21 protein-coding genes and 1 tRNA gene are annotated in these 26,364 nt (G+C 58.0%); 10 read left to right on the top strand and 12 right to left on the bottom strand.

Translation table 11 applies throughout. The features are described 5' to 3' along the window. Nucleotide 1: 1 nt before the first annotated feature. Nucleotides 2-589, bottom strand: coding sequence for an imidazoleglycerol-phosphate dehydratase HisB (hisB, locus tag GRX76_RS03880; RefSeq protein WP_066960431.1), 588 nt, complete (start codon nucleotides 587-589; stop codon nucleotides 2-4). 163 nt (nucleotides 590-752) lie between these two features. Between hisB and GRX76_RS03875 the strand changes: the two genes are divergently transcribed. From GRX76_RS03875 to GRX76_RS03835, 9 genes are all read left to right on the top strand, one after another. Next, nucleotides 753-1,043: a hypothetical protein gene (locus GRX76_RS03875; RefSeq protein ID WP_160152107.1), complete on the top strand. Its 291-nt coding sequence runs from the start codon at nucleotides 753-755 to the stop codon at nucleotides 1,041-1,043. A gap of 115 nt (nucleotides 1,044-1,158) precedes the next feature. Next, the gene (locus GRX76_RS03870; RefSeq protein WP_160152106.1) at nucleotides 1,159-3,354 is read left to right on the top strand and encodes a TonB-dependent receptor; all 2,196 of its coding nucleotides are present in this window, start codon (nucleotides 1,159-1,161) and stop codon (nucleotides 3,352-3,354) included. A 99-nt stretch (nucleotides 3,355-3,453) separates the two neighbouring features. Next, the gene (locus tag GRX76_RS03865) at nucleotides 3,454-5,556 is read left to right on the top strand and encodes an AsmA family protein (RefSeq protein ID WP_160152105.1); all 2,103 of its coding nucleotides are present in this window, start codon (nucleotides 3,454-3,456) and stop codon (nucleotides 5,554-5,556) included. A 99-nt stretch (nucleotides 5,557-5,655) separates the two neighbouring features. Next, nucleotides 5,656-6,795: an A/G-specific adenine glycosylase gene (gene mutY, locus GRX76_RS03860; RefSeq protein ID WP_160152104.1), complete on the top strand. Its 1,140-nt coding sequence runs from the start codon at nucleotides 5,656-5,658 to the stop codon at nucleotides 6,793-6,795. A gap of 17 nt (nucleotides 6,796-6,812) precedes the next feature. Beyond that, entirely contained in the window at nucleotides 6,813-7,094 is a 282-nt protein-coding gene (locus GRX76_RS03855; protein WP_160152103.1) for an oxidative damage protection protein, read from the top strand. Nucleotides 7,095-7,203: 109 nt separating this feature from the next. Beyond that, a tRNA-Phe gene (locus GRX76_RS03850) sits at nucleotides 7,204-7,279 on the top strand. A gap of 235 nt (nucleotides 7,280-7,514) precedes the next feature. Continuing rightward, nucleotides 7,515-8,303, top strand: coding sequence for a hypothetical protein (locus GRX76_RS03845; RefSeq protein ID WP_160152102.1), 789 nt, complete (start codon nucleotides 7,515-7,517; stop codon nucleotides 8,301-8,303). Nucleotides 8,304-8,333: 30 nt separating this feature from the next. Beyond that, nucleotides 8,334-8,777 carry a hypothetical protein gene (locus GRX76_RS03840; RefSeq protein ID WP_160152101.1) on the top strand — a complete coding sequence of 148 codons (444 nt, stop codon included), beginning with the start codon at nucleotides 8,334-8,336 and terminating at the stop codon, nucleotides 8,775-8,777. 218 nt (nucleotides 8,778-8,995) lie between these two features. After that, complete coding sequence (locus GRX76_RS03835; protein WP_160152100.1) at nucleotides 8,996-9,370, top strand: hypothetical protein; 375 nt, start codon at nucleotides 8,996-8,998, stop codon at nucleotides 9,368-9,370. A gap of 114 nt (nucleotides 9,371-9,484) precedes the next feature. Here GRX76_RS03835 and GRX76_RS03830 read toward each other — a convergent pair whose 3' ends face one another. The 11 genes from GRX76_RS03830 to GRX76_RS03780 form a co-directional block, all read right to left on the bottom strand. Continuing rightward, a complete protein-coding gene (locus GRX76_RS03830; RefSeq protein ID WP_160152099.1) occupies nucleotides 9,485-10,507 on the bottom strand; it encodes a FecR domain-containing protein in 1,023 nt (340 codons plus the stop codon). After that, a complete protein-coding gene (locus GRX76_RS03825; RefSeq protein ID WP_160152098.1) occupies nucleotides 10,507-11,055 on the bottom strand; it encodes an RNA polymerase sigma factor in 549 nt (182 codons plus the stop codon). The genes GRX76_RS03830 and GRX76_RS03825 overlap by 1 nt, the downstream gene beginning before the upstream one ends. A 124-nt stretch (nucleotides 11,056-11,179) precedes the next feature. After that, nucleotides 11,180-14,074 carry a TonB-dependent receptor gene (locus GRX76_RS03820; protein WP_160152097.1) on the bottom strand — a complete coding sequence of 965 codons (2,895 nt, stop codon included), beginning with the start codon at nucleotides 14,072-14,074 and terminating at the stop codon, nucleotides 11,180-11,182. A gap of 155 nt (nucleotides 14,075-14,229) precedes the next feature. Next, nucleotides 14,230-15,069 (bottom strand): 23S rRNA (adenine(2030)-N(6))-methyltransferase RlmJ, encoded by an 840-nt coding sequence (locus GRX76_RS03815; RefSeq protein WP_160152096.1) that lies wholly within the window; start codon nucleotides 15,067-15,069, stop codon nucleotides 14,230-14,232. A 308-nt stretch (nucleotides 15,070-15,377) separates the two neighbouring features. Next, entirely contained in the window at nucleotides 15,378-18,311 is a 2,934-nt protein-coding gene (locus tag GRX76_RS03810; RefSeq protein WP_160152095.1) for a VWA domain-containing protein, read from the bottom strand. A 371-nt stretch (nucleotides 18,312-18,682) separates the two neighbouring features. Then, on the bottom strand, nucleotides 18,683-19,843 hold the full coding sequence (locus tag GRX76_RS03805; protein WP_370463945.1) for a DUF3570 domain-containing protein: 1,161 nt from the start codon (nucleotides 19,841-19,843) through the stop codon (nucleotides 18,683-18,685). Further along, complete coding sequence (locus GRX76_RS03800; RefSeq protein ID WP_201276963.1) at nucleotides 19,830-19,997, bottom strand: DUF4266 domain-containing protein; 168 nt, start codon at nucleotides 19,995-19,997, stop codon at nucleotides 19,830-19,832. Before GRX76_RS03800 ends, GRX76_RS03805 begins: the two co-directional genes overlap by 14 nt. 72 nt (nucleotides 19,998-20,069) lie before the next feature. Continuing rightward, complete coding sequence (locus GRX76_RS03795; RefSeq protein ID WP_160152093.1) at nucleotides 20,070-20,555, bottom strand: TlpA disulfide reductase family protein; 486 nt, start codon at nucleotides 20,553-20,555, stop codon at nucleotides 20,070-20,072. A gap of 45 nt (nucleotides 20,556-20,600) precedes the next feature. Further along, entirely contained in the window at nucleotides 20,601-21,257 is a 657-nt protein-coding gene (locus GRX76_RS03790; RefSeq protein WP_160152092.1) for an outer membrane beta-barrel domain-containing protein, read from the bottom strand. Continuing rightward, nucleotides 21,227-22,117: an SH3 domain-containing protein gene (locus tag GRX76_RS03785; protein ID WP_236250539.1), complete on the bottom strand. Its 891-nt coding sequence runs from the start codon at nucleotides 22,115-22,117 to the stop codon at nucleotides 21,227-21,229. The genes GRX76_RS03790 and GRX76_RS03785 overlap by 31 nt, the downstream gene beginning before the upstream one ends. Before the next feature lie 3 nt (nucleotides 22,118-22,120). Then, on the bottom strand, nucleotides 22,121-24,826 hold the full coding sequence (locus tag GRX76_RS03780; RefSeq protein WP_160152091.1) for a PD40 domain-containing protein: 2,706 nt from the start codon (nucleotides 24,824-24,826) through the stop codon (nucleotides 22,121-22,123). 298 nt (nucleotides 24,827-25,124) lie between these two features. Between GRX76_RS03780 and GRX76_RS03775 the strand changes: the two genes are divergently transcribed. Next, a complete protein-coding gene (locus GRX76_RS03775) occupies nucleotides 25,125-26,360 on the top strand; it encodes a hypothetical protein (RefSeq protein WP_236250538.1) in 1,236 nt (411 codons plus the stop codon). Nucleotides 26,361-26,364 lie beyond the last annotated feature (4 nt).

Genomic DNA, 26,364 nt, shown 5'->3' with positions numbered 1-26,364 from the left:
CTTACAGTACGCCTTTGGTGGAGGGCATGGCGCCTTCCATTCTAGGGTCCGGGGTCAGGGCCATGCGCAGGGCGCGGCCGAAGGCCTTGAACACGGTTTCGATCTGGTGGTGGGCGTTGAAGCCGCGGATGCAGTCGATGTGCAGGGTCACCAGGGCGTGGTTGACGAAGCCCTGGAAGAATTCGTAGAACAGCTCGGTATCAAAGTTGCCGATGCGCTTCTGGGTGAAGGGCACGTTCATGGTGAGACCCGGGCGGCCGGAGAAGTCGATGACCACGCGGGATAGCGCTTCGTCCAGGGGCACGTAGGCGTGACCGTAACGGGTCATACCTTTCTTGTCGCCGATGGCCTGGTTTATGGCCTTGCCGAGGGTGATGCCAATGTCTTCCACGGTGTGGTGATCATCGATGTGCACGTCGCCGTCGCAGGTGATGTCCAGGTCAATCATGCCGTGGCGGGCGATCTGGTCCATCATGTGCTCGAGGAAAGGGACGCCGGTATTGAATTTTCCGGTGCCTTTGCCATCGAGGTTGAGGCTGACCTGGATCTTGGTTTCCAGGGTGTCGCGGTTGACGCTGGCGGTGCGCATGAGGTCTACATCCTTGATTGCGAGCTTGTTTGCAATTCAGGGCGGCCCCGTTGACCGGCCCCTGAGACAGAAGGCGCGAATTATACGCCCAAACGGGGCGGAATTTGGCCGATAGTCTCAGATGAAACTTGATTCGTCACAAAGATCAAATATCATACCGCCCATGAATATGAGTTACCGTCACAAGACCCCCGTGTGGGTCAGCTTTGTACTGCTGTTCGCGCTGATGCTCGCGCAGCCGGTGCTGGCGGAGCATATTCACATCGACGACCGCTCGCACCAGCTGTGCGACCTGTCCCACAACCACACGCCCGCGCCCGTGGGTAGTGAGTTCAGCTTCATTTCCGACGACCTGGCACCGCTGTATATCGAACAGCAGTCCCCGGTGGCACTCGATTGCCAGCCGGAGCGCCAGTCCGCCCGCGGCCCGCCCGCACTCCTGTCACTCAGCTAATCACTCTCGCTGCTGATTCCGGTAGATATCCCGGTTAGCGGCTTAATAACGCTTATGCATTCGGGCACCGGCCTTTTGGGTGGCCGCTGCCTGTGATTGACAGGAATAATTCGAAATGTTTCGTGAAAAGTACCGAGTAAACACTCTGGCGCTGGCCATTGCCTGCGCGCTGACTTCTGCTGTGTCTTCTGCCGCTTCCGCTCAGGCTGTTCATTCCGCTCAGGCTGCTGAAAAGAAAGAATCCATCGAAGAGGTGAATGTCACCGTCTCGCCACTGGCCAAGCCCGCCGATGCGGTGGCAGCGCCGGTTTCCGTACTGAAAGGCGATGAGCTGCGTAAATCTGCCGCCGCCACCCTGGGCCAGACCCTGAACAGCCAGCTGGGCGTTGCCAATGCCTCCTTCGGCGGTGGTGTGGGCCTGCCGGTGATCCGTGGCCAGAGCGCCAACCGGGTCAAGGTGCTGAACGACAACCTGGATGTGGCCGACGCCTCCAACACCAGTTCTGACCACGCCGCCAGCATCGAACCACTGCTGGCCAACAGCATTGAAATCCTGCGCGGCCCCGCGGCCCTGCGCTATGGCAGCGGCGCCATCGGTGGCGTGGTGAATGTGATCGACGGGCGTATTCCTACCAAGGTACCGGAGGCAATCGAGGGCGCGGTGGAAATGCGCCACGATACTGCCAACAGTCAGGATGCCGGCGTCTTCCGCCTGTCCGGTGGTGCGGGCAACCTGGCCTGGTATCTGGACGGCGTCTACCGCGAGAACGGCGACACCCAGATCCCCGGGCTTGCTATCCGCGAACACGAAGAAGACGGCCACGACGCACACGAGGAAGGTCACGAGGGTGAGGAGCACCACGAGGAAGAGTTCAACACCAACGGCTTTGTGGGCAACACCAACGCACGCGCCAAGAGCGGCAGTGCCGGCCTGTCCTGGGTGACCGACAGCGGCTTTGTCGGCTTCTCCGTTAACCGCCTCGAAAACAACTACGGCATCCCCGCTGGCACCCACGCCCACCACGAAGACGAGGAGGGCGAGGACCACGCGCTGGAAGAGGGACATGACGAGGTTCACGAAGAGGAACACGAGGAGCACGGCGGTGAAGGTGTGCGCATCGACCTGGCGCAAACCCGCTATGACCTCAAGGGCGAGCACCGCTTCAACAGCGACTACTGGGACAAACTCAGTTTCCGCCTCGGTCACAACGATTACGAGCACGTGGAACTGGAGCCACACGGCGACCACTACGACGAAGGTACCCGCTTTACCAACAAAGCCTGGGAGAGCCGCGTCGAGCTGACCCACGACAACGGCGGTGAATGGCGCGGCGCCTACGGCCTGCAGCTGTCGCGCAAGGACTTCGCCGCCATCGGTGACGAGGCCTTCATTCGTCCGTCAGTCACCGACAGCATCGGCGCCTTCACCATGAAGGAGCGCGAGTGGGGCAGCTGGCATCTGGATCTGGGCGCGCGCCTGGAGAATGTCACCGTCAACCCGGAGTACGGTAGCGACAAGGACTTCAACCTGGCGGGACTGTCTGGCGCCCTGCAGTATTTCCTCACCGAGCACCAGCACCTGAGTCTCGGTCTCACCAGCGCGGAGCGTGCGCCGGTGGCCGAGGAGCTGTTCGCCGACGGCGCCCACCTGGCGGAATCCCGCTACATCATCGGCGACGAACAGCTGGATAAGGAAAACTCCCTCAACCTGGAGCTGGGTTACCACCACCACAACCAGGAAGCCCGCGGCTGGCACGCAGCCAAGGTGGAGGCGAATGTTTTCTACAACCGTATTGCCGACTATATCTATGCCGCCAACACCGGCCTGGAAGATGAAGAGAGCGAGTTCGACATCTACGGCTACCGCAACCGCGACGCCACTTTCTACGGTGCCGAAGCCTCGGTGCAGTTCCCGCTGGTCAGCGGCCTCAGCCTGACCCTGTTCGGCGATAGCGTACGCGCCAACTTTGACGATTACATTGCCGGTGAATCCAGAGAAGTACCACGCCTGCCGCCCCTGCGCTACGGTTTTGCCCTGGGTGGCGACTACGCCAACTGGAACTGGCAATGGCGTAACACCCACGCCACCGAACAGAACCGTCCGGGTGCCTTCGAGGAGACCACTGACGCCTACACCCGCATGGACCTCACTGCCCAGTACAACTTCAAACTGGCAGGCAACGATGCGGTGGTCTTCGCCAACGCGCGCAACCTGCTGGACGAAGAAATTCGCAACGCTACCTCACTGTTGCGCGACTTCGCACCGGAAGCGGGACGCAGTATTGAAGCGGGCATAAGGTTTCATTTCTGACCGGCAACTGCTTCAATAGTCGCATCCACAGTGCCCGGATAGATTGCTATCCGGGCACCGTTCCCTTCTCGCCAACTCCAGAATAAGGATGCGCCCTGTATGGCCTGGATCAAACGCGGACTGATTACCCTCGTTGTTCTTTTTGTTCTCTTTGCCGGCGTTATTGCCTGGTTCCTCTCCGGCCTCGACGCCAACCAGTACAAACCCAAAATCGTGCAGCTGGCTGCGGATCAGGGCATTGCGCTGACCCTCGATGGCGACATCGGCTGGCAACTTTGGCCCAACATCGCGCTCAAACTGGAGGGCGTGAAAGTCGCGCCACTGGCACTGCCCAGTGAATCCCTGCTGGAAGCCGACCGCGTTGCCGTGGGTGTGGCGCTGATGCCCCTGCTGGACAAACGCATCGAGGCGAAAGAGATCGCCCTGATTGGCCCGCAAGTGGAACTTACCGTGGACAAAAACGGTAAGGGCAACTGGGAGCTGATTACCGATGCCATAGAGGCAAAAGCCAAGCTCGACGCACAGCAGAAAAAAGAACAGCCACCCAAGCTGGACGTTCCCGAGGAAGAATCTTCCGCAGCCTCCGGTCTCGAAATCGCCCTCGAGCAGTTGCGTCTGGAAGATGGCGCACTGCGCTACCGCGATATGCAGGCCGGCTCCGAATACGCCATCACCAAACTGCGCATCGCCGCAGACAATCTGGTGCCGGGTGGCAAGCCCGGTGACGTGCAGCTCAGCGCGGAGCTGGCGGGCAGCGATTTCCCGGACCCGGTAAATCTCGATATTCACAGCACCCTCGCCATCGATGAGGGCCTCAATGGCCTGCGGGTGCAGCCTGCCAATATCAAACTCACCGGCGCCAAAGGTTCGGAAGCGGAAGTGACCCTGCGCGGCAATGTGCGCCGGGTTGAGGCCGACGCCCCCTGGCAGATTCAACTCAACCTGAATGCCAAGGCCGAGCCCCTGACCGGCTGGCTCGCCGCGGTGGGCAGCGAGTACAAGGCCCAGAGTACCAGCGCCCTGAAAAAATTCAGTATCGAGTCCGACATCAGCGGCACCGATAAACAGCTGAACCTGGAGCCGCTGCAACTGAAACTGGACGATCACGCGTTTAATGGCAGCGCCAGCTATCAGGCCGGCGACATTCCCTCGGTCGCACTGACCCTGACCGGTGGCGACCTGAATGTGGACGATTACCTACCGCCCCCGGTAGCCACCCCGGAGGAAGATGCGCTGGCCGCCGATGTTGCCGCCGCACAACCGGTACCGCTGCCGCTGGAAGCCATGCGCGGCTTCAATGCACGCCTGAACCTGACCCTCGAAAAGCTGCATGCACTGGATTTTGAAATCGACAAGCCGCAGCTGGCAGTTAACGTCAATAACGGCCTGTATCAGCTCAACCAGCTGGCAGCTGGACTCTACGGCGGCCAGCTGAACAGCACCGGCGTATTTAATGCCCGCGGCGCCTCCGCCCGCGGTGAACTGAGCGGCGGCCTTACCGGTGTGGAAATTTCCAAGGTGCAGGAAGCCCTGTTCGCCAGCGACGAACCGGAAGCGGCCAACCAGAAAAAGGTCACCTTGTCCGGTAAAACCGACCTTACCTGGGTAGGCCAGACGAACGGTGCCGACACCCTGGCCCTGCAGAAAAACCTGCGCGCAGCGGTACAGCTGAACGCCGCCGAGCTGGCACTGGCACCATTCAACCTTGAAAAGGGCATGTGCCAGCTGGTGAGTTACGCGGAAAAAACCGCGATGCCGGAAAGAGAGTGGCCGGCGCAAACCCGCCTGCAGGACCTGCGCGCCAGCGTGAACCTGAACGGTGATGTCGCCAAGGTAGAGGGCATCAACGCCGGTATCGAAAATATCGCCCTCTCCGGCGACGGTACCGTTAACCTGGAGCAACAGGATTTCGACTTCGCCCTGGGCCTGGCCCTCGTGGGTGAGAAGACCTCGGGCAATGGCTGCTCGGTCCAGAACAGCCGCTGGCGCAATCGCCCGCTGCCCCTGCGCTGCAAAGCGGCCTTCAACGAGGCCGGCGCCAGCACCTGCAAACCCGACAGCCGCCGCATCGACGACCTGATCCGCGACGAACTGAAGTACAAAGCTGAGAAAGAGTACGGCGACAAAGCCCGCGAAAAGACCGAAGAGCTGAAAGACAAACTGAAAGACAAGTTCAAAGGGCTGTTCAACCGGGGGGACTAATCACTCTCGGTCGTTGCCAGTCGGCAATCGCCGGTAGGACGAATAGCCAGAAAGCAGTAGCATGGGCACCCTTCGCGGTGCCCATTTTCATTTCAGACCATGTCCAAATCCGATCCAGATACCAAGCTTCCGGTTAAGCCCAAGACGCCAGCCCGCTTCCAGCAAGCCCTGCTCAAGTGGTTCGACCAGCACGGTCGCCACGACCTGCCGTGGCAGCAAAACATCAACCCGTACCGGGTGTGGGTGTCAGAGATCATGCTGCAGCAAACCCAGGTCACGGCTGTTATTCCGTATTACCTGCGCTTTATGGAATCTTTTCCCACAGTGCAGGCGCTGGCTTCCGCCAGCCAGGATCAGGTACTCGCCCACTGGAGCGGCCTCGGCTACTACGCCCGCGCGCGCAACCTGCACAAGTGCGCGCAGACAGTGGTCAGCGAGCACGGTGGTGAATTCCCGAGGGATGTGGAAGCACTGGCGGAGTTACCCGGAATCGGCCGCTCCACCGCCGGCGCCATCGCCAGCATCAGCATGGGCCTGAAAGCGGCGATCCTGGATGGCAACGTGAAGCGGGTGCTGGCTCGTATACACGCGGTCGAAGGCTGGCCGGGGCAAACCGCCGTAGCCAAAAAGATGTGGGACATTGCCGAGCGTTACACGCCCGAGGAGCGCACCGGTGACTATACCCAGGCGATGATGGACCTCGGCGCCACCCTGTGCACCCGCTCGAAACCCGCCTGCGAGCGCTGCCCTTTCGAGAGCCACTGCATCGCCCGCGCCCAGGGCAACCCCACCGACTACCCGGGCAAGAAACCCAAAAAGGAAAAGCCTGAGCGCCAGACTACCCTGTTGCTGATCGAGCACGACGGCGAACTCTACCTGGAACAGCGCCCCGCCAGCGGCATCTGGGGCGGCCTGTGGATACCACCACAGCTGGAAGGGGACGACGGCGGCGAAGCCAGCGCCCAGGAGTGGCTGGCCGCACAAGACCTGGATGCCAGCGAGGTTCAGGCCCTGCCGCCCATGCGCCACACCTTCAGCCACTTTCACCTGGATATCCACCCGGTGTGGATAAGTCTGCCGCGCAAACCCGCACAGGTGGCAGAAGGAGCCAGCGGCTGGTATAAACTGCGCCAGCTCGACCGGCCCAGATCCGGACAGGATCTCGGATTGCCGGCACCCATTGCCAAGCTGGTTAAACAGCTCGTAGCGTTTCGGGACCCTTTGCTGGCCCCGTGCTGAATAAGTTAGGAGAACCCATGTCCCGTACCGTCTTCTGCCGCAAATATCAGGAAGAACTGGAAGGCCTCCCCAATCCGCCCTTCCCCGGCCCCAAAGGCCAGGACATCTTTGAGAACGTCTCCGCCAAAGCCTGGCAGGAGTGGATGGCCCACCAGACCATGCTGATCAATGAAAAACGCCTCAACATGATGGAGCCCTCCTCCCGCGCCTACCTGGCAGAACAGATGAGCAAATTCTTCAGCGGCGAAGATTACGACGCCGCTGACGGCTATGTACCCGAGCAAGATGGCGACAAGTAAGCAACCGCTTACCAACTGAAAAAACTATTTATCAATCAAGGGGTTGACTCCCCCAGAAGAGCAGGTTTAATACGCGCCTCGCTGCAGGGGACACCCCGAATAAAGCGAAGCCCAGATAGCTCAGTCGGTAGAGCAGGGGATTGAAAATCCCCGTGTCGGTGGTTCGATTCCGCCTCTGGGCACCATACAAAAAAAGCCCCATTCGCAAGAATGGGGCTTTTTTTGTATCCGTTGTCCGGAGCCGGCTGAGAACCACCGCGGTTCGACTAATCGCGCCAGCGATTTGCAACGAGCACGAAGTGCGAAGCCCGCAGGGTCGTAATAGCCCTTAGGCTATTACGATTCTTCCGCCCCCGCAGAAGCCCGGCATCACTTCAACTCGACTACCCTGCACTAAAGCCCCCAATCCCTAGTGCACCCATGCCCAACCTCTTCAGACTCCTCCTGTTCCTCTGCCTGTCGCCACTGGCAACGGCCGAACCGCAAAAACTCTTCGAACAGGTAACTCCCGAAGAAGAACAAAGAATCTACCAATACAACCAGCCCTCCATCGACCGAAAAATCTACTACGCGTCCCGCTACCGCATTGTCCGCGTCAACACCAAGCTACTCGAATCCGAAAACAATGAATTCACCCTCAATCCATTCGAAGATCAACAAATGGATGTAGTGACTCTCAAGGTCAACAGGGATCAATCAGGCGGATCTATTCACTGGGAGGGAATCTGGAAGGACTGGGAGCGAGTAACCGGGAAAACGATGCCAACGGCCAAGGCGCCACAGAGCAAGCCACTCGAAAAAGACGAGATTCGCCGGACGCTCAAAATTGAACTGCGCGCATACGTCTGGCATTTCAACCCGGATACCGGCGAAGCAATCAATCCCGGTAATCTGCACCGCAAATACCAGGAACTCGATGGTAACGATGCCGAGGAACACCAAAAGCTCAAAAAAATCAGTCGACACTCTTTCAGGACAATTACCGGGAGATTTTTTATTCTGGGTGGCGACAGCTTTGTATTAACACCTCTCGAATTTACACCGAGGTACCACCTGATTTCCATCCCAAATCCGGATCGCTACCTGGGGATAGACACGCCCTACCACCAGCTGAGCGAGGAGAACCAGCGCAGAGTAAGAGAAGCGCAGGCTTTCATCGACAGCCTCCCCCCATCCAACCCGAACAAGAAAGTGCTCGAAGATATTTAACCTGCTCAAACAATACAAAGGAACAAGACCATGAAACGTATTATTTTCGTTTTATTTATTCTTCTCTCTGGCCCAAGCTGGGCTGAGAAGTTTGGTGTTAATAGTGGGAGCTTTAATTTCGAAGCTACAGAAATATTTGAGTGCAAGAGCCTCAAAGCAAGCGCCCAATACAGACATTATGCAAGCAAGTGTTTAGAGTTTTTCGAGAATAGCGCCAAGCAAAGTCTAGAGACGGAATATCTTAAGCTACTCTCAAGCATTACCAGTGTCACTGGTAATCTGGAAGATGCACAAATTAAATGGCATGAAGATTCAATTGTACAGTGCAAACTGGAAGACTCCGCAATCAGGTCAAGCTCCGAAACAGATAGTGATACGAATTGGAATAATAGAATGTGCATGCACAATCAATATATACAACGCACAAAGTATTTGAAGCGCAAACACATAGAACACTCTGACTTTATCAAGTGAAGTCCATCTCGCAAGCTTAAGCAGCATACTGCAGATTTTCAGGCGCTTACCCCAGCAGTTTCCGCGACGAACCAATCCACAAAATCAGCTCCCGGTGAATCGCACTTTAAATACAGAGAACGATAACCCCATCACACTATCAAGCCTTTCGTTCAGCATAAATTCATCCACATACGTCAGAATTACCCCTACAAATTTTCACAATTGTTGGAGAAACCATGAACAAGATTCTTACCGCCGCGGTGATCAGCCTGGTATTTTCTGCGCCAGCCCTGGCCGACAAGCCTGACGTTACCGGCAAGGAAATGAAGGAAGCCAAGGTATCTGCGGAAGCCAAAACCGGCACGGAAAAGCAGGCTTTGATAGCTGCAGAAAAGCGCCAGATGGCAGAAGACAAGGCGATGAAAGCCAAGGAAAAGCGCAATAGCGCAGAAGAACCAACGGAAGAAGGCAAGGAAAAAATGCCCAAGGGGCTCGAAGCACAGAGCGCCAAGAAGGCAGAGCAGGAACGCAAGGAAATGGACAAGGGATCCGAACAGGGCCAGGCCGCACGTGCTGAGAACAGCAAGAAGTGGTGGCAGTTCTGGAAGTAACTATTCTGAAAGTAATTATCTAAGCGTCCCAGACGCCCCCTGACCCAACCGCACCCATACAAAAAAGCCCGGGCATTCATAGATTGCCCGGGCTTTTTTGTCCGCTATGCGCGGCTATTCATCCACGGTTCCCGGCCAGATAACCACGCGCCCGTCTGGCTCTTTGAATACCCGGACCGGTAACGACTGCTCCAGCATCGCCACCAGGGTATCCGCCTGGTCGGCATTAAATGCAGTGGTTACCCGCAGTTTTTCCAGTTCGCGGGTACCGATAATAATGCGGTGCTTGCGGTAGCGGTTGGCATCGGCGACCACTTCTGACAGAGGTGCATCGCGGTAACTGAATTTGCCCTGGCGCCAGCCGGCCACCCGGCCCGATTCCACACTGCGCACCGGACTCAATCGGGATTCACTGACACTGACTTGCTGGCCAGCGAGCAGGCGGACTTTATCCGCCGGCGCATTGCCCGACTCCTTCTGCCGGGCGACATCCACAATACCTTCCTCAACGGTTACCTTCACTTCACTGCCGCTGCGCACATCAAAGCGCGTACCAACCACGCGTACCTCGGCACCCTTGGCGATGACATAAAAAGGCCGGGTCGGGTCTTTGGAAACGCGGAAGAAGGCCTGTCCTCGCAACAATTTTACGTCGCGCCGACCACTTGAAAAGCTTGTCTCGATGGCAGTATCGCCCCCCAGGGTAACTTCGCTGCCGTCCTCCAGGGTGATGTTGCGCACCTGGGCCAGTGCCGAAGTGTACGCCTGGGCGGCGGGCTCACTTTGCCAGGGCGCCAGGTACAGGGTGCCGACGGCGAGCATCAGGGTGCAGGCGAAGGCGAGGCCGGTTACCGGTGAGACACCGAGAAAACCCTGCAGCTTTGCCAACAGGCTGCCGAAGCCAAGCGGCTGGCGCAGGCGCGCGCCCTCTTCACTGGCGGCCAGCGCCGCGAGGCTGCGATCTATCTGTTGCAGACGCCGGTAGGCACCGCGGTTCTGTGCCTGCTGCATCCAGGCATCAAACGCAGACTGCTCACTGCTATCCAAAGCGCGCTCACTGCGGCGCATAAACCACTCGCGGGCCTCGGCTTCCACCTGCCGGATATCACGCTGCGGGTGACTGTTCCCAGCCGTCATCACAATTCTCCACCGTGCACACGCAGCGCTTCCTGACAGCCAGCCAGGGCTTTCGCTACGTGCTTTTTCACTACTGTTGCCGAGAGCCCTTCCCGGCGCGCGATTTCCGCGTAGGAGAGTCCATCGACACGATTCATCAACAATAATCGCCGCCGCTTGTGGGGCATATTCCACAGGGCACGGCTGATCAGTCCCAGAAACTGGCGGCCGGAAGCCACCCGCTCGGGGCTGCGACTGTCCTGTTCGCGATCTGGATCGCCCTGTACCGATTGCGCATAACTCTCGCGCACCTGCCCTTTGCGCAAGGTATCTATGGTGGCGTTGTGCACTGCGCGATACAGGAAAGCCCTGACGTGCTCTATGTCGCCGACGCGGAGCTGGGGCGCCATCCGCGCAAACGCTTCCTGCACCAGATCTTCGGCCTCGCTGTACGACAATCCGAACTTGCTTACCGCGTATCGACACAGCTCCTGGTGATACTCGCGGTAGTAATAATCCAGATCTTTGTCGTTATCGGTCGCCAATTGGCTGGCCCATGCTGTCGCCATGGATTCTCTTCACCATCATTTTTGTTGTATTTGGCTGCTTGCTTTAGCGAAATCTACTTCTCTCGCCGGTATGACGGCCAGGCCTCGGCAATCGTCCCCCTTTTGAAAAATAATCGGAGCCAAATCAATCGAACCGCAAGCCAACACGCAATCCGAACATGCGCGGCGCGCCATAGTAGTAAACGGGTGTTGCGGCATCGGCCTCCTGTACATCGTTGGCGGCGGCGATATTGGTGAGATTTTCGCCGTAGAGGTCAAGCCACCAGTTGCCCGCAAGTGGCTCCAGTTTGATGCCGGCGCTCCACAGGCTGTTGGCCGGGCGGCGGTCGATATTGCGCGCGGGGCCGGCAGGATCAGGCAGCCATTCTCCGCTTTGGTTGTCGAGCAGCAGGCCGTCGCGATCGCCGCGATTGGCTTCGGCGAAATACATGGCATCCGCATAGTGCAGGCCAAGCCGCGCGGTCGCCCGCCCCCAGCTACCCAGAGGCAACTGGTGGCGGTAGTTGAGGCCGAGACTCAGCTCCGGCACCTGTTTCAGCTGATTGCCACTGAAGTCCACCAGATCGGGGATCTCTGCATTGCCGGCATCGGGATTCCAGGTCTGGCCGTAGCCGGGGAATTCGTTATCCACGGCGAGGAAGCGGTTGTAGTGGGCATCCAGCCACGATAGGAACCCGGTGACGCGGCCGTTGCGGCTGCTGGCCCAGTTGAGCTCCAGTTCCAGGCCGCGAATGGTGGCCGAGGGCGCGTTGGTGCTGCGGATCAGCTCGGTGCCGTCCTCTTCGACGGCAACACCGGAGACCTGCAAATCCCGGTAGCGGGTATCGAACAGGGCGCCGTTCAGGGTCATGGCGCCATCCAGCAGCCCGAGTTTGAAACCCAACTCCACATTGGTGCTGGTTTCGGGGCCAACGTAGGCTTCACCCGCATTGTTGCGCGCGACCAGGGCCTGCAGGGCCGACTCGAATGCGGGGTCCTGGGGGCCGCTGAATGTTCCTTTGAGGCTGGCGCCGTCCTGCACAATACCGGGCTTGAAGCCCTCGGCGTAATGGAGATACAACAGGGTGTCTTCTAGCGGGCGGTAGGACAGCCGCGCCATGGTGGTGGTGCTCTGCCAGGTGTGATCCACGTCGTTATAGTTGGCCACATAGCACTGCCCCGCGGCCGCGGAAGCGCGGTTGACGGCGATCTCCCCCAGCTCGCCCCCGCGGTCGCTGCGGATCAGGTCCGGGCAGGCGATATTGCGACCGCCGCGGTCGTAGCGCTGGTCACGCCCGCTGCGGGCGCCGAGGCTGATCATCCAGCGCGACGTAAAATCGTAATCCAGCTGGCCGTAGAAGGCGCTGAGGCGGGTACCGCGATTCGGTTGCTGGAAGCTGTGCGCCGGGGCGCCACCCCAGCCGCTGCCGTCCGGATTCTGGTGCTCGAGATCAAAGCGGATACGGTTTCGTTCCTCAAACCCGAAGTAGGCCAGCATCCAGCGCAGGTCCTGCTCGTCATCGCTCTTCAATTGCAGTTCGTGCTGATGCCCGCGGTACTCGGACCCGATGGTGCGGTTGCTCTGGTGATAGACGGCGGGGTCCGTTTCACTGCCGACCGCGCCGGTGCCATCGGCATCCCAATCCTGTGAGCGCTCCAGCGTACCGAGACCGGCGATATACGCAAGACTCGCACCGCCCGGCAGCGTCCATTCCAGGCGACTGCGCAGGGAGTCCTGATTCAGCAGGGTTTTACCCGGGGTGTCGATGGTGACAGGGGTATCGTAATCCACCACCGGCAGGCTGCCGGCGCCGCGGTCTTCGAAACGCTCGTAGCTCAACCACCAGTGCAGGTCATCGCGGATCTGCCAGCTGGAACCGAGGCGATGGCTGAACAGGTCGGTGTTGTTGTAGCGCTCACTGCGGTCGGCAGAGACCGAATCCCTGGTATATTCGGTATAACTGTCTGCGCGTACGGATACCGCCGCCCAGCGCAGGGCCCAGTTGTCGGTCACCGGTGCGTTGGCAACCGCGGTGACTTTCTGCTGGTGATAATTGCCGAGGGTCACGGACAGGTCCGACGACCACTCCGGCTCCGGGCGCGCCGTGTGGTAATTGATTACGCCACCGGTGGAATTACGACCAAACAGGGTGCCCTGGGGACCGCGCAGCACTTCCACCCGATCCAGGTCATAGAGCAGCACCGCAGAACCCTGTACACGGCTGCTGAAAACCCCGTCCACATGGGTAGCCACCCCGGAATCCCCCGCCTCGGTGTGATTGTCGGAACCGACCCCGCGCAAATACAGCATGGACGCGGTGTGGTCCCCGTTGCGCGCCACCTGCAGACTGGGCACCTCGGCGGCCAGTTGCTCCAGGCTATCGATATTCCGCGCTTCGAGGGTGGCTCCGCTGAGGGCCGTCACCGTCATTGGGGTCTGCTGCAGATTAGTGCGGCGTTTGCTCGCCACCACTTCCACTTCTTCCAGTATTGGCCGGGTCTCTGGCGTGGCTGCCGGTGAAGCGTCTTGTTGCGGAAACTTTTGCGGAGCCTTGGGCGGCAGTATCACCATTCCCTGGCCGTCGACCTGGCGGTAGCGGAACCCGGACGGCCCGAGCAGTGCGGCCAGCGCCGCCTCTGCGGTAAAGCGGCCATTTAACGCTGGCGCCAGCTGTGTGCTCTGCGGCTGCGCCCCAAGCATTACTGCGAGACCGGTGTGGCGAGAAAACGCCAGCAGCGCTTGATCCAGCGGCAGCGGGGGAATTTCGAAGGTATAGAAAGTAGAGGTGGCAGTGTCTGGCGACGGCGTACTGGCAGCGGCATGGACGGTTTCCGACGCCGAAAAAGCATTATCCGCCACGGCAGCGGCCAGTGGGCAGACACCGATTGGTGCCGCCAACAGCAAAGTGCGGAATGACCTGTGGCAGGTCTTGAACATAGGCATGTCGTCATCGCTGCCCCGCACGCTGGCGGGAATTCCGGATACGCGATGGCGACACGCAAAACCGCTCTCAACCGCTACGCTCTGCAAAAGCAGCATGAGCAGTTAGAGAACCAGCGTCGAAAATCAGGTCACGTTCCGGCTTGATTATTGTTCTGGCCGGAAAACATACAACAAGAATCTGCGGGGTGACAAGTTGAGACGTGCCGCCCCGGGGGATCCGCCCCCTCTTTGGTAACTCCCGATCTGCAACCCTATTCGGCAGCGAGGGTCACACAGCGGTAATGGGAGCCACCATCGGCACTCAGATCTGCCGCCAGCTGGGGCAGCAGCTGGTCCATCTGCCCGCGCAGGGTCCAGGGCGGGTTGATCACGATCATTCCGGCGGAAGTCATGCCGTGCCCCTCGGCGTCGGCGCAGATACCCAGCTCGAACAATTCGATATTGCGAATAGCGGTAGCCGCCAGCTGCTTCTCCAGCGCATCGATGCGGCGGCGCTCCACTACCGGATACCAGAGGGCGACCGTCGCAGTGGCCATCTTGCGATGGATCAATTTCAGCGCGTCGACCACCCGCTGATAGTCGTCCTTCTGCTCATAGGGCGGATCGATCAACACCAACGCGCGGCGGGCGCGACTCGGCAGCAAGCTCGACAGCCCCTTGAAACCATCCTCCTCGCGCACCTGGTACTGGCGCCCGCGGGGCAGGTTCTGTCGCAGTTTTTCCGCATCGCTGGGGTGCAACTCAAACGCCCAGGCCTTGTCCTGCGGGCGCAGCATCTGTGCGGCAATCAACGGCGAACCCGGGTATTGCTGCAGCGCTCCCTCCGGGTTCAAACCCTCGATCAGGCGCAGGTAATTCTGCAGCCCCGGCAGCTCACTGGTTTTGAACAGGCGACCGATACCATTCAGGTATTCGCAGTTTTTCTGCGCCATGTCCGACGCCAGTGCATAACTGCCGGCACCGGCATGGGTATCGATATAGTCGAAAGGTGCTTCTTTCCTTTGCAGGTAAGAAATAACTTCCACCTGCACGCAGTGTTTGAGCACATCGGCAAAATTGCCGGCGTGAAAACCGTGGCGATAACTGAGCATAAGACCCACCCGGGGCAAACAAATTCAGAGGTAAAACACTGCCGGATAGGGCTGGGCAGTGGCGGGCAAGTCACCAAGAGAGGCCGGTGCTCACCGGGAGCGGGCGAACTTTAGGGGGCTTTTTAGCGGGTGACAATTATTTTTTGATCAGCGTGTTTGAATTGCCGCCTGTGAAATTTACCTAAATTACCGCAAACGAATTCTTCGACAATAAAAAAGGGGCAACCACTATGGATTGCCCCTTTTCTCAAAGTGGAAATGATTTTCCTTATTCAGTCAAATCATTTCCTGCACCGGTTTGCTTTTGCTTAAAGCCCTACCGGCACTGGAGTGTATTGGGTGGTGGTATCACCAACGCCCAACTTTCCATTGGCATTGTTACCCCATGCCCAGATGAAACCATCTGATTTGACGGCAAAAGAGCTGGCCTCATCGGCGTCGACATCGATCCAGTCAGATTCCAGCCCAACTTGCACTGGAACTGTTTGGGTTGCCGTCATGGTGCTGCCAAGCCCTAACTGGCCATTGCTGCCCAGTCCCCACGCCCACAGGGTACCATCCGATTTAACGGCCAAAGAGTGAGCGGATCCCGCGGCGGCGTTTATCCAGTCGGTATCGGTACCTACCTGGGTAGGTTCAGCGAGGTAACCTGCAGACAACAGTTCGCTGTCCACACCCAGCCTGCCATTACTGCCTTGTCCCCATGCCCACAAGCTGCCGTCAGATTTGATGGCGAGAGTATGATAATAACCACCTACCACACTGGACCAATCGGTATCTGTACCAACCTGAGCAGGGCTGAGCTTGTTTTCTCTATCACCAACACCCAGCTCGCCAGCATTATTGTAGCCCCAGGCCCACAGAGAGCCGTCGGACTTGATTGCGAATGAGGTGCTATACCCAGCAAATACATTTGCCCAATCGGTTTCCTCGCCCACTTGCGTGGGGACGTCGCGATGCACTTCGTCTCCAAGGCCGAGCATTCCGTAGTGATTGTTACCCCAAGCCCACAAACTACCGTCGGTCTTGGTTGCCAAATACGAGCTAGTACCAATGGCGGTGAAATTTTTCCAGTCGGTTGCAGAGTCAACCTGAACTGGAGCGTTCACATTGCGAAGAGACCAGAGAGTCCCATCGGCCTGCAGCCCTATATTGTCGGCGACTTTCACCCAGTTGGATTCAGTACCCACTTGAATCGGCAGCACTTCATTGGCACCCCAGCGCCACAAACTGCCATCAGCCTTTATTGCGAAGGTCCTATAGCTCGCAGCCACTCGCCCCTCTGAAGTGGATCCAACCTGGAAGCCCAGTTCTACCGCGTAGGTGGTCGCCATACCGGTATTGGGATCTCGAACCGTCAGTTTGGTCGCACCGGTACTGGTGCCGCCAGTAATCTGTACGCTTTCACCAGTGTCTTGCGACAAAGTGGCCAACGACGGATCTTCCAGAGACCAGCGACACTGTGCACAGGAAATTTCGGCGGTCAGTCTAATGGTTTGTTCTGACTGCAGGTTTATAGCGCTATCCACTGAAATGGAACCATCCGGACCACGTACAGGAATACCCACCTGCAGACTGGCTTGCTTGGAAAGATCGGGCAACTCGGCCACCTCGACTTTCACAGCACCCTCACTCAGTTGAGTCCCGGAAGCAATAGACAGCAGTGACTTACTGGAATCTTCAGAATCCACTGCCAAGCTCATTTGACCGTCGAGGTTCTCCAGCGTCCACATGAAATTGAACGGCGGGTTTGACCAACGCACTCGTGCAGAAAGCTCGTAGCTCTCACCAGGCAGCAGCGCATCCTTGGGAGCAGCAAACAGCAGTTCTGGCATTACATTGGTGAATCCAGTCGCGTCGAAACTACCGGTAAGAGAGGTGACACAGTTCACGTCCAGCTCGGAGCAAAGCAAATTGTTTTCAATGCTGATGGTAACGCTGTGATCACCTGCACGTTTGGGAGTCGCGTAGTAGAGGAAATATAGGCCCTGTGTCAGGCGCTCTACCTCGGCAGTGATCTGTTGAAGGCCATACTCGACTTCGCTGTAGTCATTCACGCTGAAGAGACGCTTAGATGCCAATTCACGATCAGCATCGGTGATGACGTCCAGCTTCTCGCCCAGAACAAGTTGAACCAGCGGATCCAGGTTGATTTCATTGCCAACCGTCAAGGCAAAGAAGTCTTTTTCACCTTTGACAGAGAGCGCCGCGTCAAGGGTAGATTTAGCAGCAGAGTCGTTACCGTCGGTAATAAGAATCAACGCACCATGATTTACCTGGCTCAGTGAGAAGCTGTTATCCCAGCGGCTGAAGCCATCGGCCACAGCTCCATAAAGGTTGGTAGAAGGACCGCCGCCAGTAATGCCGTCGATTGCCGCTTTTAGTTTCTCTTTATCGCTACTGAAAGTACTTACCATACGAATAGTATCGTCAAACACATATACCGCTATTCGCTGGTTCTCAATCAGGTTATCAACAATTTTTGCCGCTGCGGCTTTCACTTCCACCAGGTCGGCCGCAGTCAGACTCACACTGACGTCGAGCATCAATACGGTATCAAGCTGGTAGGGAATCTGGTCAATGGGTTCTAGGTCGAGGAAAGCCTCACGCGGAACAATCGGAGCGTTGTCCTCTTCCACAATGAAGTCTTCCACTTCCAATACAGTGACTGGCTCACCACTAGTGCGATCAACAACTCGCTGAATCATTGTCACAATGGACGGGCTAGTTGCGGTAATGGTGTAGGGAACAAGGTTCACCGCGAGTTGGCTGCTGGCCACAATTTCACAATCTGCAGAAATAGGGCCGGTAGTGTACACACCGGTAACGGCGTCATAACTACCATCACAGCCCATTACATCTTCTACGATATAGCCGGCGTCAGCCTGAGACAGGGTAAAGCTGGCAGTAGCGCCTTCTTCGACCGTTGCGGTGGCCGGTTCTGCAGCAAGGCCAAACCCAAGCGCAGTTGTTACTTCAAAAGTAGTGGTTTCGCTACCGCCACTGCTGCTGGAGCTGGAGCCACCGCTACTAGAACTGGAGCTACTGCTGGAACTGGATCCACCGCTGCTGGAGCTGGAGCTGGAGCTAGAACTACTGGAACTGGAACTGCTAGAACTGGAGCTAGAGCTGGATCCCCCACTGCTGCTCCCACCACCACTATCGGAACCTCCGCCGCCTCCGCCACCACAGGCGGCGAGTACCAGTGAAAACGAACAGGCGAGTAGCAATCGGCTGTACATAGAATCCCCCAAATTTAAATAAATTTCCGGCCCACCAATCGGTGTTGCAAGGCTGAGCTGGCAGTCTTTTTCGTTATGCGGATCAACACCTCTCGCAGATCCATGTCAGCACAGCACTCAAAAACAGCACTAAACGAGAGGAGAGAACAATACGCGCGGGTGGGAGGTTATCGATGGGGGAAAAAACCGACAATAGCCCTTTTTAGTCATTTTTCTCAGAAACTTTGCCAACTCGATCGGATAATGATCACATTGACTGCGTGATGCGCATCACAGTTAGCCCTAAAGAGGTGGGGATGCCAAGAAAGGAAGACTCAACATGCGGGCATGTAGCTACCTGATAGCCACTGCCCACAAATTGATCAGAACATCTAGAACCACATGGACCAGAAGAGGCGCACCACGTGGGCATTGAAGTGGTAGGCAGGCTCGTCACCGGGGAGGTAGTCGCCGCTGCCAGTGTGCACGCGCACATCGTGGAAGTCGTCGTAGTCGAACAGCACGTAGTCCCAGTAAAGATTAACGGTGTTCTTGCGATCAAACAGGGCCCAGCGTTCCGGCAGCAGGTAGGAAGCGCCGATGCCGATGGCGGTGCTGGTGAAGTCGCTCAGCTCTTTGTCGCGGGCGCGGAAGTTGGTGGCATCCAGGTAGGGAAAGAGGTCGCTGTAAAAATCCGCTCCGGTCTGTTTGTAGAAGCGCAGCTTGCCCTCGAGGATCAGGTTTTCCGCTTCCAGGGGGTGGGTGTAACGGAATTCCAGGTTGTCGGAACTGATGCCCCAGCTGTCGGCATAGCGACGGTACTCGCTTTTGATCGCTGCGCGGTAGGGCAGGTGGTATTTGGCCCTCAGTGCCACGGCATCGCTGTTGCGGGTGGTGGGGTAGAGTTCCGCCTGGTAACTGAAGCCGGTTCCGGAATTGGGGTCCAGGTAGCGCACGCTGCGATAGGGATTATTCAGAAAGCCCTCATCCGCCACGGTTTCTACGCTTAGTTCGGCGATCAGTTTGGTGGTGAGAATCTGGCTCCAACCGATGGAATAGCGACGGTGCTCGGCCTGGGCAAGAAAGTCCTCGTCGCCGTTGCGCATGACATCGTCACTACCCAGGCTGACGCGCATGGACAATGAACTGAGGTCGCCGAAGAAATCCTGCGATATGCCGAAACCGACAGTCTCGGCCTGGTAGTCGTCTTCACTGGAGTTGGTGTAACTCAGGCTCATGGTGGTTTTATCCACCAGATATTCCGCGCCCAATGAATACTCGTCCCGCTGCTCACTGTAGGGGCTGGCGGTGGCCTGCACATCGATGGAAGCGCCGGAGATCATGTCCACATAATAATTGGCAGAAAGAGATACCTTGTTGCCAATATTCTTGCGCACCAACACCGAAGGGCCATCAATGGTGACCCCGCCACCACTGTAGGAGTGGTACATGGTATCCGCGCGTTCCTCCGGCAACACCGCCGCAGAGGAGTGAATAGAAAATAAAAAGAGTGCTAGTGCACTGAGGCATTTTCTGTAATTAGTTGCAGCCACAACCGCCTCCGGATCCACCTTCTGCACCGCGTGCGGCTTCGCGCGCTTCATACACGTGGTTCATGTAGCCGGCGGCCACCGGATCGCGCTCGAAACTCATGATCGGGTCCGCGAGATAGTGCCGCTCGTAAGGTTTTACCCAGGGCTCCGGCATCACGGTTTCGCAACCGGCGAGAATCGCGAACAAAGGTAAAGACAGGCAGATAAGGAAGCGCTTGGCCATGGATTATTCCCGGATCAATTCCTTGATGATTTTTTTGTACTCGGCCTCATCGCCACTGCGGTAGCCCTTGTGCACGTAGCGCACCTTGCCGTCGCGGTCGATAAACACCGAGGTAGGCATGGCTTCAACGCCAAAGAGCTTGCTGACGTCGCTCTCGGCATCAAACAGCACCGGAAATTCCACCGGGATTTTTTTCAGCATAGCCTGGGCATCTTCGCGGTTGGCATCCACATTCACACCCCACACCTGAAAACCCACCGGCTCGTAGCGCGCGTGCAGATCACTCAGTAGCGGCATTTCCTCGCGACAGGGCCCACACCAGGATGCCCAGAAGTTCAGCATGATCACTTCGCCGCGCTGTTCGCTGAGCTTCAGGTTGCCGTCGTTAAGGGAAGCCAGGGTAAAGTCGCTGGCGGGGGCACTGGCCAGCGCCGGCGCGCCCGCGAGAAGGGCAGCACTGGTACAGAGGGCGGCAATCAGGTTACGCATCGGGTTACTCCATTTTTTCTTTTATAAGCCGTACAGAAATCAAATTTAGAAATAGATCGAAAAGCCCAACTGGGTAGAGAGATTATTAGTTCGCAGTGGCTCGCCAAAAATCTCGTGCTCGAAAATGTGATCGCGCACATCCAGGCGCAGGGCCAGCCAGTCCTGGGCCAGCACGCGCACGCCGGCACCGACGTTGTAGGTGAAGTGCTCTTCATCGGCGAAACTGGTATTGCCAATGCCGCCGATCAGGTAGAGGTTACTGTTCAGTGCCCACTTGTCGAAAATGAAAATTTCCCCGGGCATAAAGTTCCAGGCCAGGGACAGGTTATACATGGAGAGCTCGCGCTCTTCGTCGGTCAGCAGTGGGGCTGAGCCGCTCAGTTTTTCGTAACTGGTTTCCCCCAGCTTGGTCTGGCCGTAGCCCGCCTCCATAAAAAAATCTTCGTTGATATGGTAGGCCAGGCTGCCGCCGATCAGGCGACTGCTGCCGAAATCCTCGACACTGATGATACCGCCCGCATACACGGTTAACTCGAAGTCTTCGGTGTCGATTTTCGCTTCGCGAATTTCCCGCCGCTCCAGATCCGGCGAGATAATCTCGTCGATTGCTTCATCTCCCTGAGCCAGGGCGCCACTGGCACAGGACGCCGCCAGCAACAAGCCGGCGAATGTTACATAAATACGTCGAATCCCAATTTCCATTCGACTATCTCCTGATTGTTTTCCCGCGAGGTAAGCAGGTAGTGATTGGCAGCTTCCACACGCAAAGCAAAGCGACGGGAAAGATAAGCGGTAACACCGACACCGGTCAGCATGGTGGTGTCCTGGCGGTCTTCGGTGGCGACGATGGTGGCATTGGGGGAGGTGCTATTGATACCGGTGCCCAGCAGAAAATAGGGCGAAACCCGCCACTGAGGGAAGGGTTTGTGCAATACCGCCACTTGATAGGTCTGGCTATCGGAATAGGCACCGATGGTCTGCGCCGCGCGCAATTCCGCCGAAAGATTCGCGGTAAAGCGATACCCCAGTGACACCCCCAGGGAGTTGGCACCGGCAAAATCCCCGTAGGAAAAACCGAGACGGAGCCCCTGCTCACGATAGTCGTCGATCCCCGGGGTGGGCACCACCAGCTGCTCGCCCTCCGGGGTATATACTTCATCCAGTTCAGCGATTTTTGCCCAGCCGGTTTTACCGCTGCGGGTCATGACCTTGACCCAGTCGGTGCGGCGTTTCAGCAGCCACAGGGGCTCACCGTATTCCACTACGTGATCAATCACGTAACCGCGCCCGGGGCCGGTGTAAAGGTTCAGGAATACAGCGCCGACGATCACCTGCTCGGCGTCGCTGGCAAGACCTTCCGGCTGACGCCCGCCGAACTGCTGTGCGGAGAAGCTATCAATAACTCCCGCGCTATCTTCCTGCACCTGTAGATCTCGCCCATCCGCGTGACTCTCGCTGGCCAGGAGCGGACCGACAAACAACAGGCCGGCGACCAGTGCCGCCAGCCGCATGGATGTCGTTGAGAGTATACGGAAGGAATATTTTCCGGGCTGCCAATTCATGACTCAGTTGACCGGTGCTTCAAAGGGATTGTTGTAATACTGCGCACCGATATCCAGCCACTCTGAAATCAAACGCAATTCCGCAGCGGACAGTTCACCGGCGTGGAAGCCATCCGCTTCAAATACCTCGAAGAAGCGACTGGCATTCGCGCCATTGGTATCCATGATCCGCTGAATGTCGACGGTAACCATAACAGGAATCGGGTTGCCATCGGCATCCAGAATTAACTCGCCGTCCTCATCGGTTTCAAACAGCAGGTTGCCGTTGTCGTCGGTATCCTGCACCAGCACATTCTGTACCGCGCCGTCGCGCAACTCTTGAATGGGGTTGTCGAAGATCAACTCCACGTAGGAGGTACTGTAATTGGTGTTTACGCCGGACTGATCACTGCGCAGGTCCAGCTGCCCCGGCGGTACCTGGGCCATGCCGGCAGCATCGCGGTTGCTGTGGCAGCCAGTGCAGGTACGGTCTTCCAGTACCGTGCCCATATCATCGGTAATCTCCCGCGGCAGATCCCAGATGGGCTGGATGTGGGTGGGGTAGTGGATAACCGTGCGGCAATCCGCGCTCCAGGCGCTCTGGCAGGCGACGCTGATCGGCGCCGGCGTCAGCAACTCGCTCATCAACAGTTCGCTGCTGGGGTCTTTTGCCCGCAGCGCGGAATCCGTCCACAGGTCACTGAATTTCAAATCTCCTTCCAGTACCGGGTGCCCGGCTACCCGCGCCATCAGTTGCGCCATGGTCTCGCCCATTTGTGCATTCAGCGCGGGCTCGGTGTTGGCGAAGGGCGCCTCGCTGGTGGGCGCGCCGGCCCAGGCCGCTTCCGGCTGCTTATCGTCACGCCCGTGGGGCACTTCGCTGTCGCGGCTGTGGCAGCCCTGGCACTGCCTGATTTCGCCGGCGCGGAACTGCAGCCAGTTGTTGTGACGACCGACAATGCGACGGCCATTGGCATCCACCACCGAAATCGCCAGCGGCACATCCGCGGGCACCTTCACCCGCACCGAACCGTCTGGCTGAATCGGGGTGTAGCCGATGATCTCGCGCATCAGTTGGCTGCGGTTGCGACCGAAGGCACTGCGGTCGAAATCCAGGGTATCGCGATCGGGAATCCCCACCGCTTTCACTACTCGGAGGAAACGCGCCGGGCGCTCGCCGGCGGACGTCTGCAGCGGGTCTGCCACCGCGGCGATATCCAGTGCGGGCTCGCCGTCAAAATCGTAGACGCTGCGAATATCCAGAATCGCCATTCCCTCATCCACCAGGTCGCGGTCGATATCAATACCGGGGATAGGCTCGGGAACGAATTCGGCCACCGGACGGGTATCCGCAGTGACGGCTTCGGAAATCATCTGTCCCTCAACCGGCTGGATAATGGGCCGCTGGGTACCCTCGACATAGTCGTAAATCCACAGACCATACAGCGGATCCGCGGGCACGATATCCGGCGTGGCCAGCCACTCTTCGGTACAGGGTTGCGGCAGCTCGGTTTCCGGGTCGATTACCCGACACTCGCTCCAGCTGACCAGCAGGCGGCTGGTGCCATCGTGAAAGGCCCAGGCATTGGCAAACAGGCCGTGGGGGGAGAGACCACCGTCGGTGATGACCTGCAGTACCGACAGAGACTCCTGCCCCTGCAGCACGCCCGCCTGCTCCGGCTCACTGTAGGCCTCGGTGAAATTGTCGGCATCGATGACCACCATATCGCCGCCGAAGGTAATCCCCTCCGGGGAACGTAGGGTGACGAGAATGCGACCATCTGGCATCTGCTGGGGTTTACTGAAGGTGGCCACAACCGGGTCACTTTGCGGATTGGCACTGAGGCCGGTGGCCTGGCTGTGATAACCGTATTGGAACTGCAGGTCGGTGCCATCGGGTTTGACGGTGTACAGGCTCAGGCGATCGACACCGCCCATATTGTCCCAGCGATTGAACAGGATGCGGCCATTAAACAGAACCGTTGGGGAAAGATCGTGGCTCTGGTTGTAGGAAATCTGTCGAATATCGCTGCCATCCGCTTCCATCACGTGTAGTACGAAGGCAGGTTCATCCAGGTTTTCCGCCAGGGCAGAAAACTGTGGCTTGTTGTCATCCAGCAGTAACGCACGGGAGCGTCGCTGGCGAGTAGAGGTAAAAACGATGCGGCCATCGGGCAAAAATGCCGGGGCGATATCATCCCCTTCTTCGGCAATCAGGTCAGACTGGATGGCCCGCTTTAATTCCGCGGAAGCAAAATCGTACAGCCAGATATTCCAGCTGGGCTGTTCATCGTCATCCAGCCCTTCGATATCCGGCGCGCGCATGGCGAATGCCATGGTGCTGCCATCGGCGGATACCGTCAGGTCTTTAACGTCGTAACCGCCCTCGAAAATAACTCCCGCCTCTTCGTCGCTGACGAACAGATTTTCCGTCAATACCCGCTCATCGGCGCTGGCGGTGGCGCGATCGCGCAGCACCAGTTCAGCGCCGGGATTAAACGAAGAGGGCGCGTAGATACTGTCACCCATCAGCAGGTCGTCTTCGTTCCGGTTCAGCGTGCGGCGCACATAGGCTACCGGGTAATCCACCACCACCGGATCCTGCGCCTGATCACCACCGCCGAGACTGGAGCCTTCACCGCTGCCACCGGAACAGCCCGTCAGCAGCGCAAGCGTCCATAGCGCAGACAGTCCGCCAATCGTCCGCAGCTGTGTATAAAAATGATTCAAATAGGTACCCTCGTCCAAGTCTCCAATCAGCTTTTCCGTAGTGAACACTCACCTTGTTTACGTCGCTATAACTGGACTTACGTCTGCCATATTTACACAGAATAATTGCGCCTGATTCTCGCGATTGACCGCCTTAGTCTCAAGCGATGCACATGGTTTTTGCCAACCAGCACACGCTTTAAATTTTTACCGCTGGTGAATCCTTGTGCATTCATTAGTATCCGTTGCCAATTGCCTGACTGTTACAAAAGTCAATTAAACGCTGCGCTACAAGCACAACACCAAAGCGATCATTACCATGAAAATAAAATCGCCCGCTGCGCGCCTGCTATGCGCGGCGACCGCCTGCCTTGGCACCCTTGCCGCCATCAGTGCCAACCCGGCCCTGGCGGGAGCGGAAGAACAGGCAGCGCAAATCCACAGTCGTCTCACCGGGGTCAAGCCGAGCGTGGGCGTACTCACCGCCATGGCCGAAGAAATTGCCAATGGCAATGCCGAGGTAGCGGCGCATCTCGCGATGGACAACGATGCCTTCTATAACGTCACGCTGAAAAACCTCGTTACGCCCTGGACCAACCGCGACGGTGACAACTTCGCGCCGCTGAACGATTACACCGCAACCGTCATCGGTATGGTGCGCGACGATGTCGACTTCCGTGAGATTCTCTCCGGCGACATCCTCTATACCGGCACCGGCGCCTCCGGGCTTAACCTGCCGGCCTACAGCAACAGCAACAACAACCATTACGAAGCCTTGGAAAACAGTGGTTATCCGCTACAGAGCGCTCTCCAACGCCAGCCCCAATCCTCCGTAACCGGCCTGCCCAGCGAGGCCACCGCCGGGGTGATGACCACCCGCGGCGGCGCCAAGGCGTTTTTCTATGCGGGCACCAACCGCGCCATGTTCCGCTTTACCCTGATGAATCACCTGTGCCGGGACCTGGAACAGGTGCACGACACTTCAAGGCCGCCGGATCGCATTCGCCAGGATGTGAGCCGCAGCCCCGGTGGCGACAGCCGGGTATTCCAGAACAACTGTATCGGCTGCCACAGCGGCATGGATCCCATGGCCCAGGCCTTTGCCTACTACAACTTCGCCTACGATGTGGAAAATGACCCCACCGGGGAAAACGGCCAGATCGATTACAACCGCAGCGGCGATACCGACCCCGCAACTGGCACACGCGTACAGGCCAAAAACCACATAAACAGCGCCACCTTCCCCTATGGCTTTGTGATTCCCGACGACAAGTGGGACAACTACTGGCGGCAGGGACCCAACATGCACCTGGGCTGGAGCGAAACGCTGCCCGGCTCCGGCAATGGTGCCAAGTCCATGGGGCAGGAGCTGGCCAACAGCCAGGCCTTCGCCCAGTGCCAGGTGACCAAAGTCTTTGAACAGGTGTGCCTGCGTGCACCGGAAGATCAAGCGGACCGCGACCAGATCGAAAACATCACCAGCAACTTTACCGGCAACGGTTACAAACTGAAGCAGGTGTATGCGGACACTGCGGTTTACTGCGCGGGAGAATAAGAAA

The sequence above is a fragment of the Microbulbifer sp. ALW1 genome (assembly GCF_009903625.1).
GTDB lineage: Bacteria > Pseudomonadota > Gammaproteobacteria > Pseudomonadales > Cellvibrionaceae > Microbulbifer.
The sequence above is the reverse complement of the archived record's forward strand: the minus strand, read 5'-3'. Positions and strand labels throughout refer to the sequence as shown.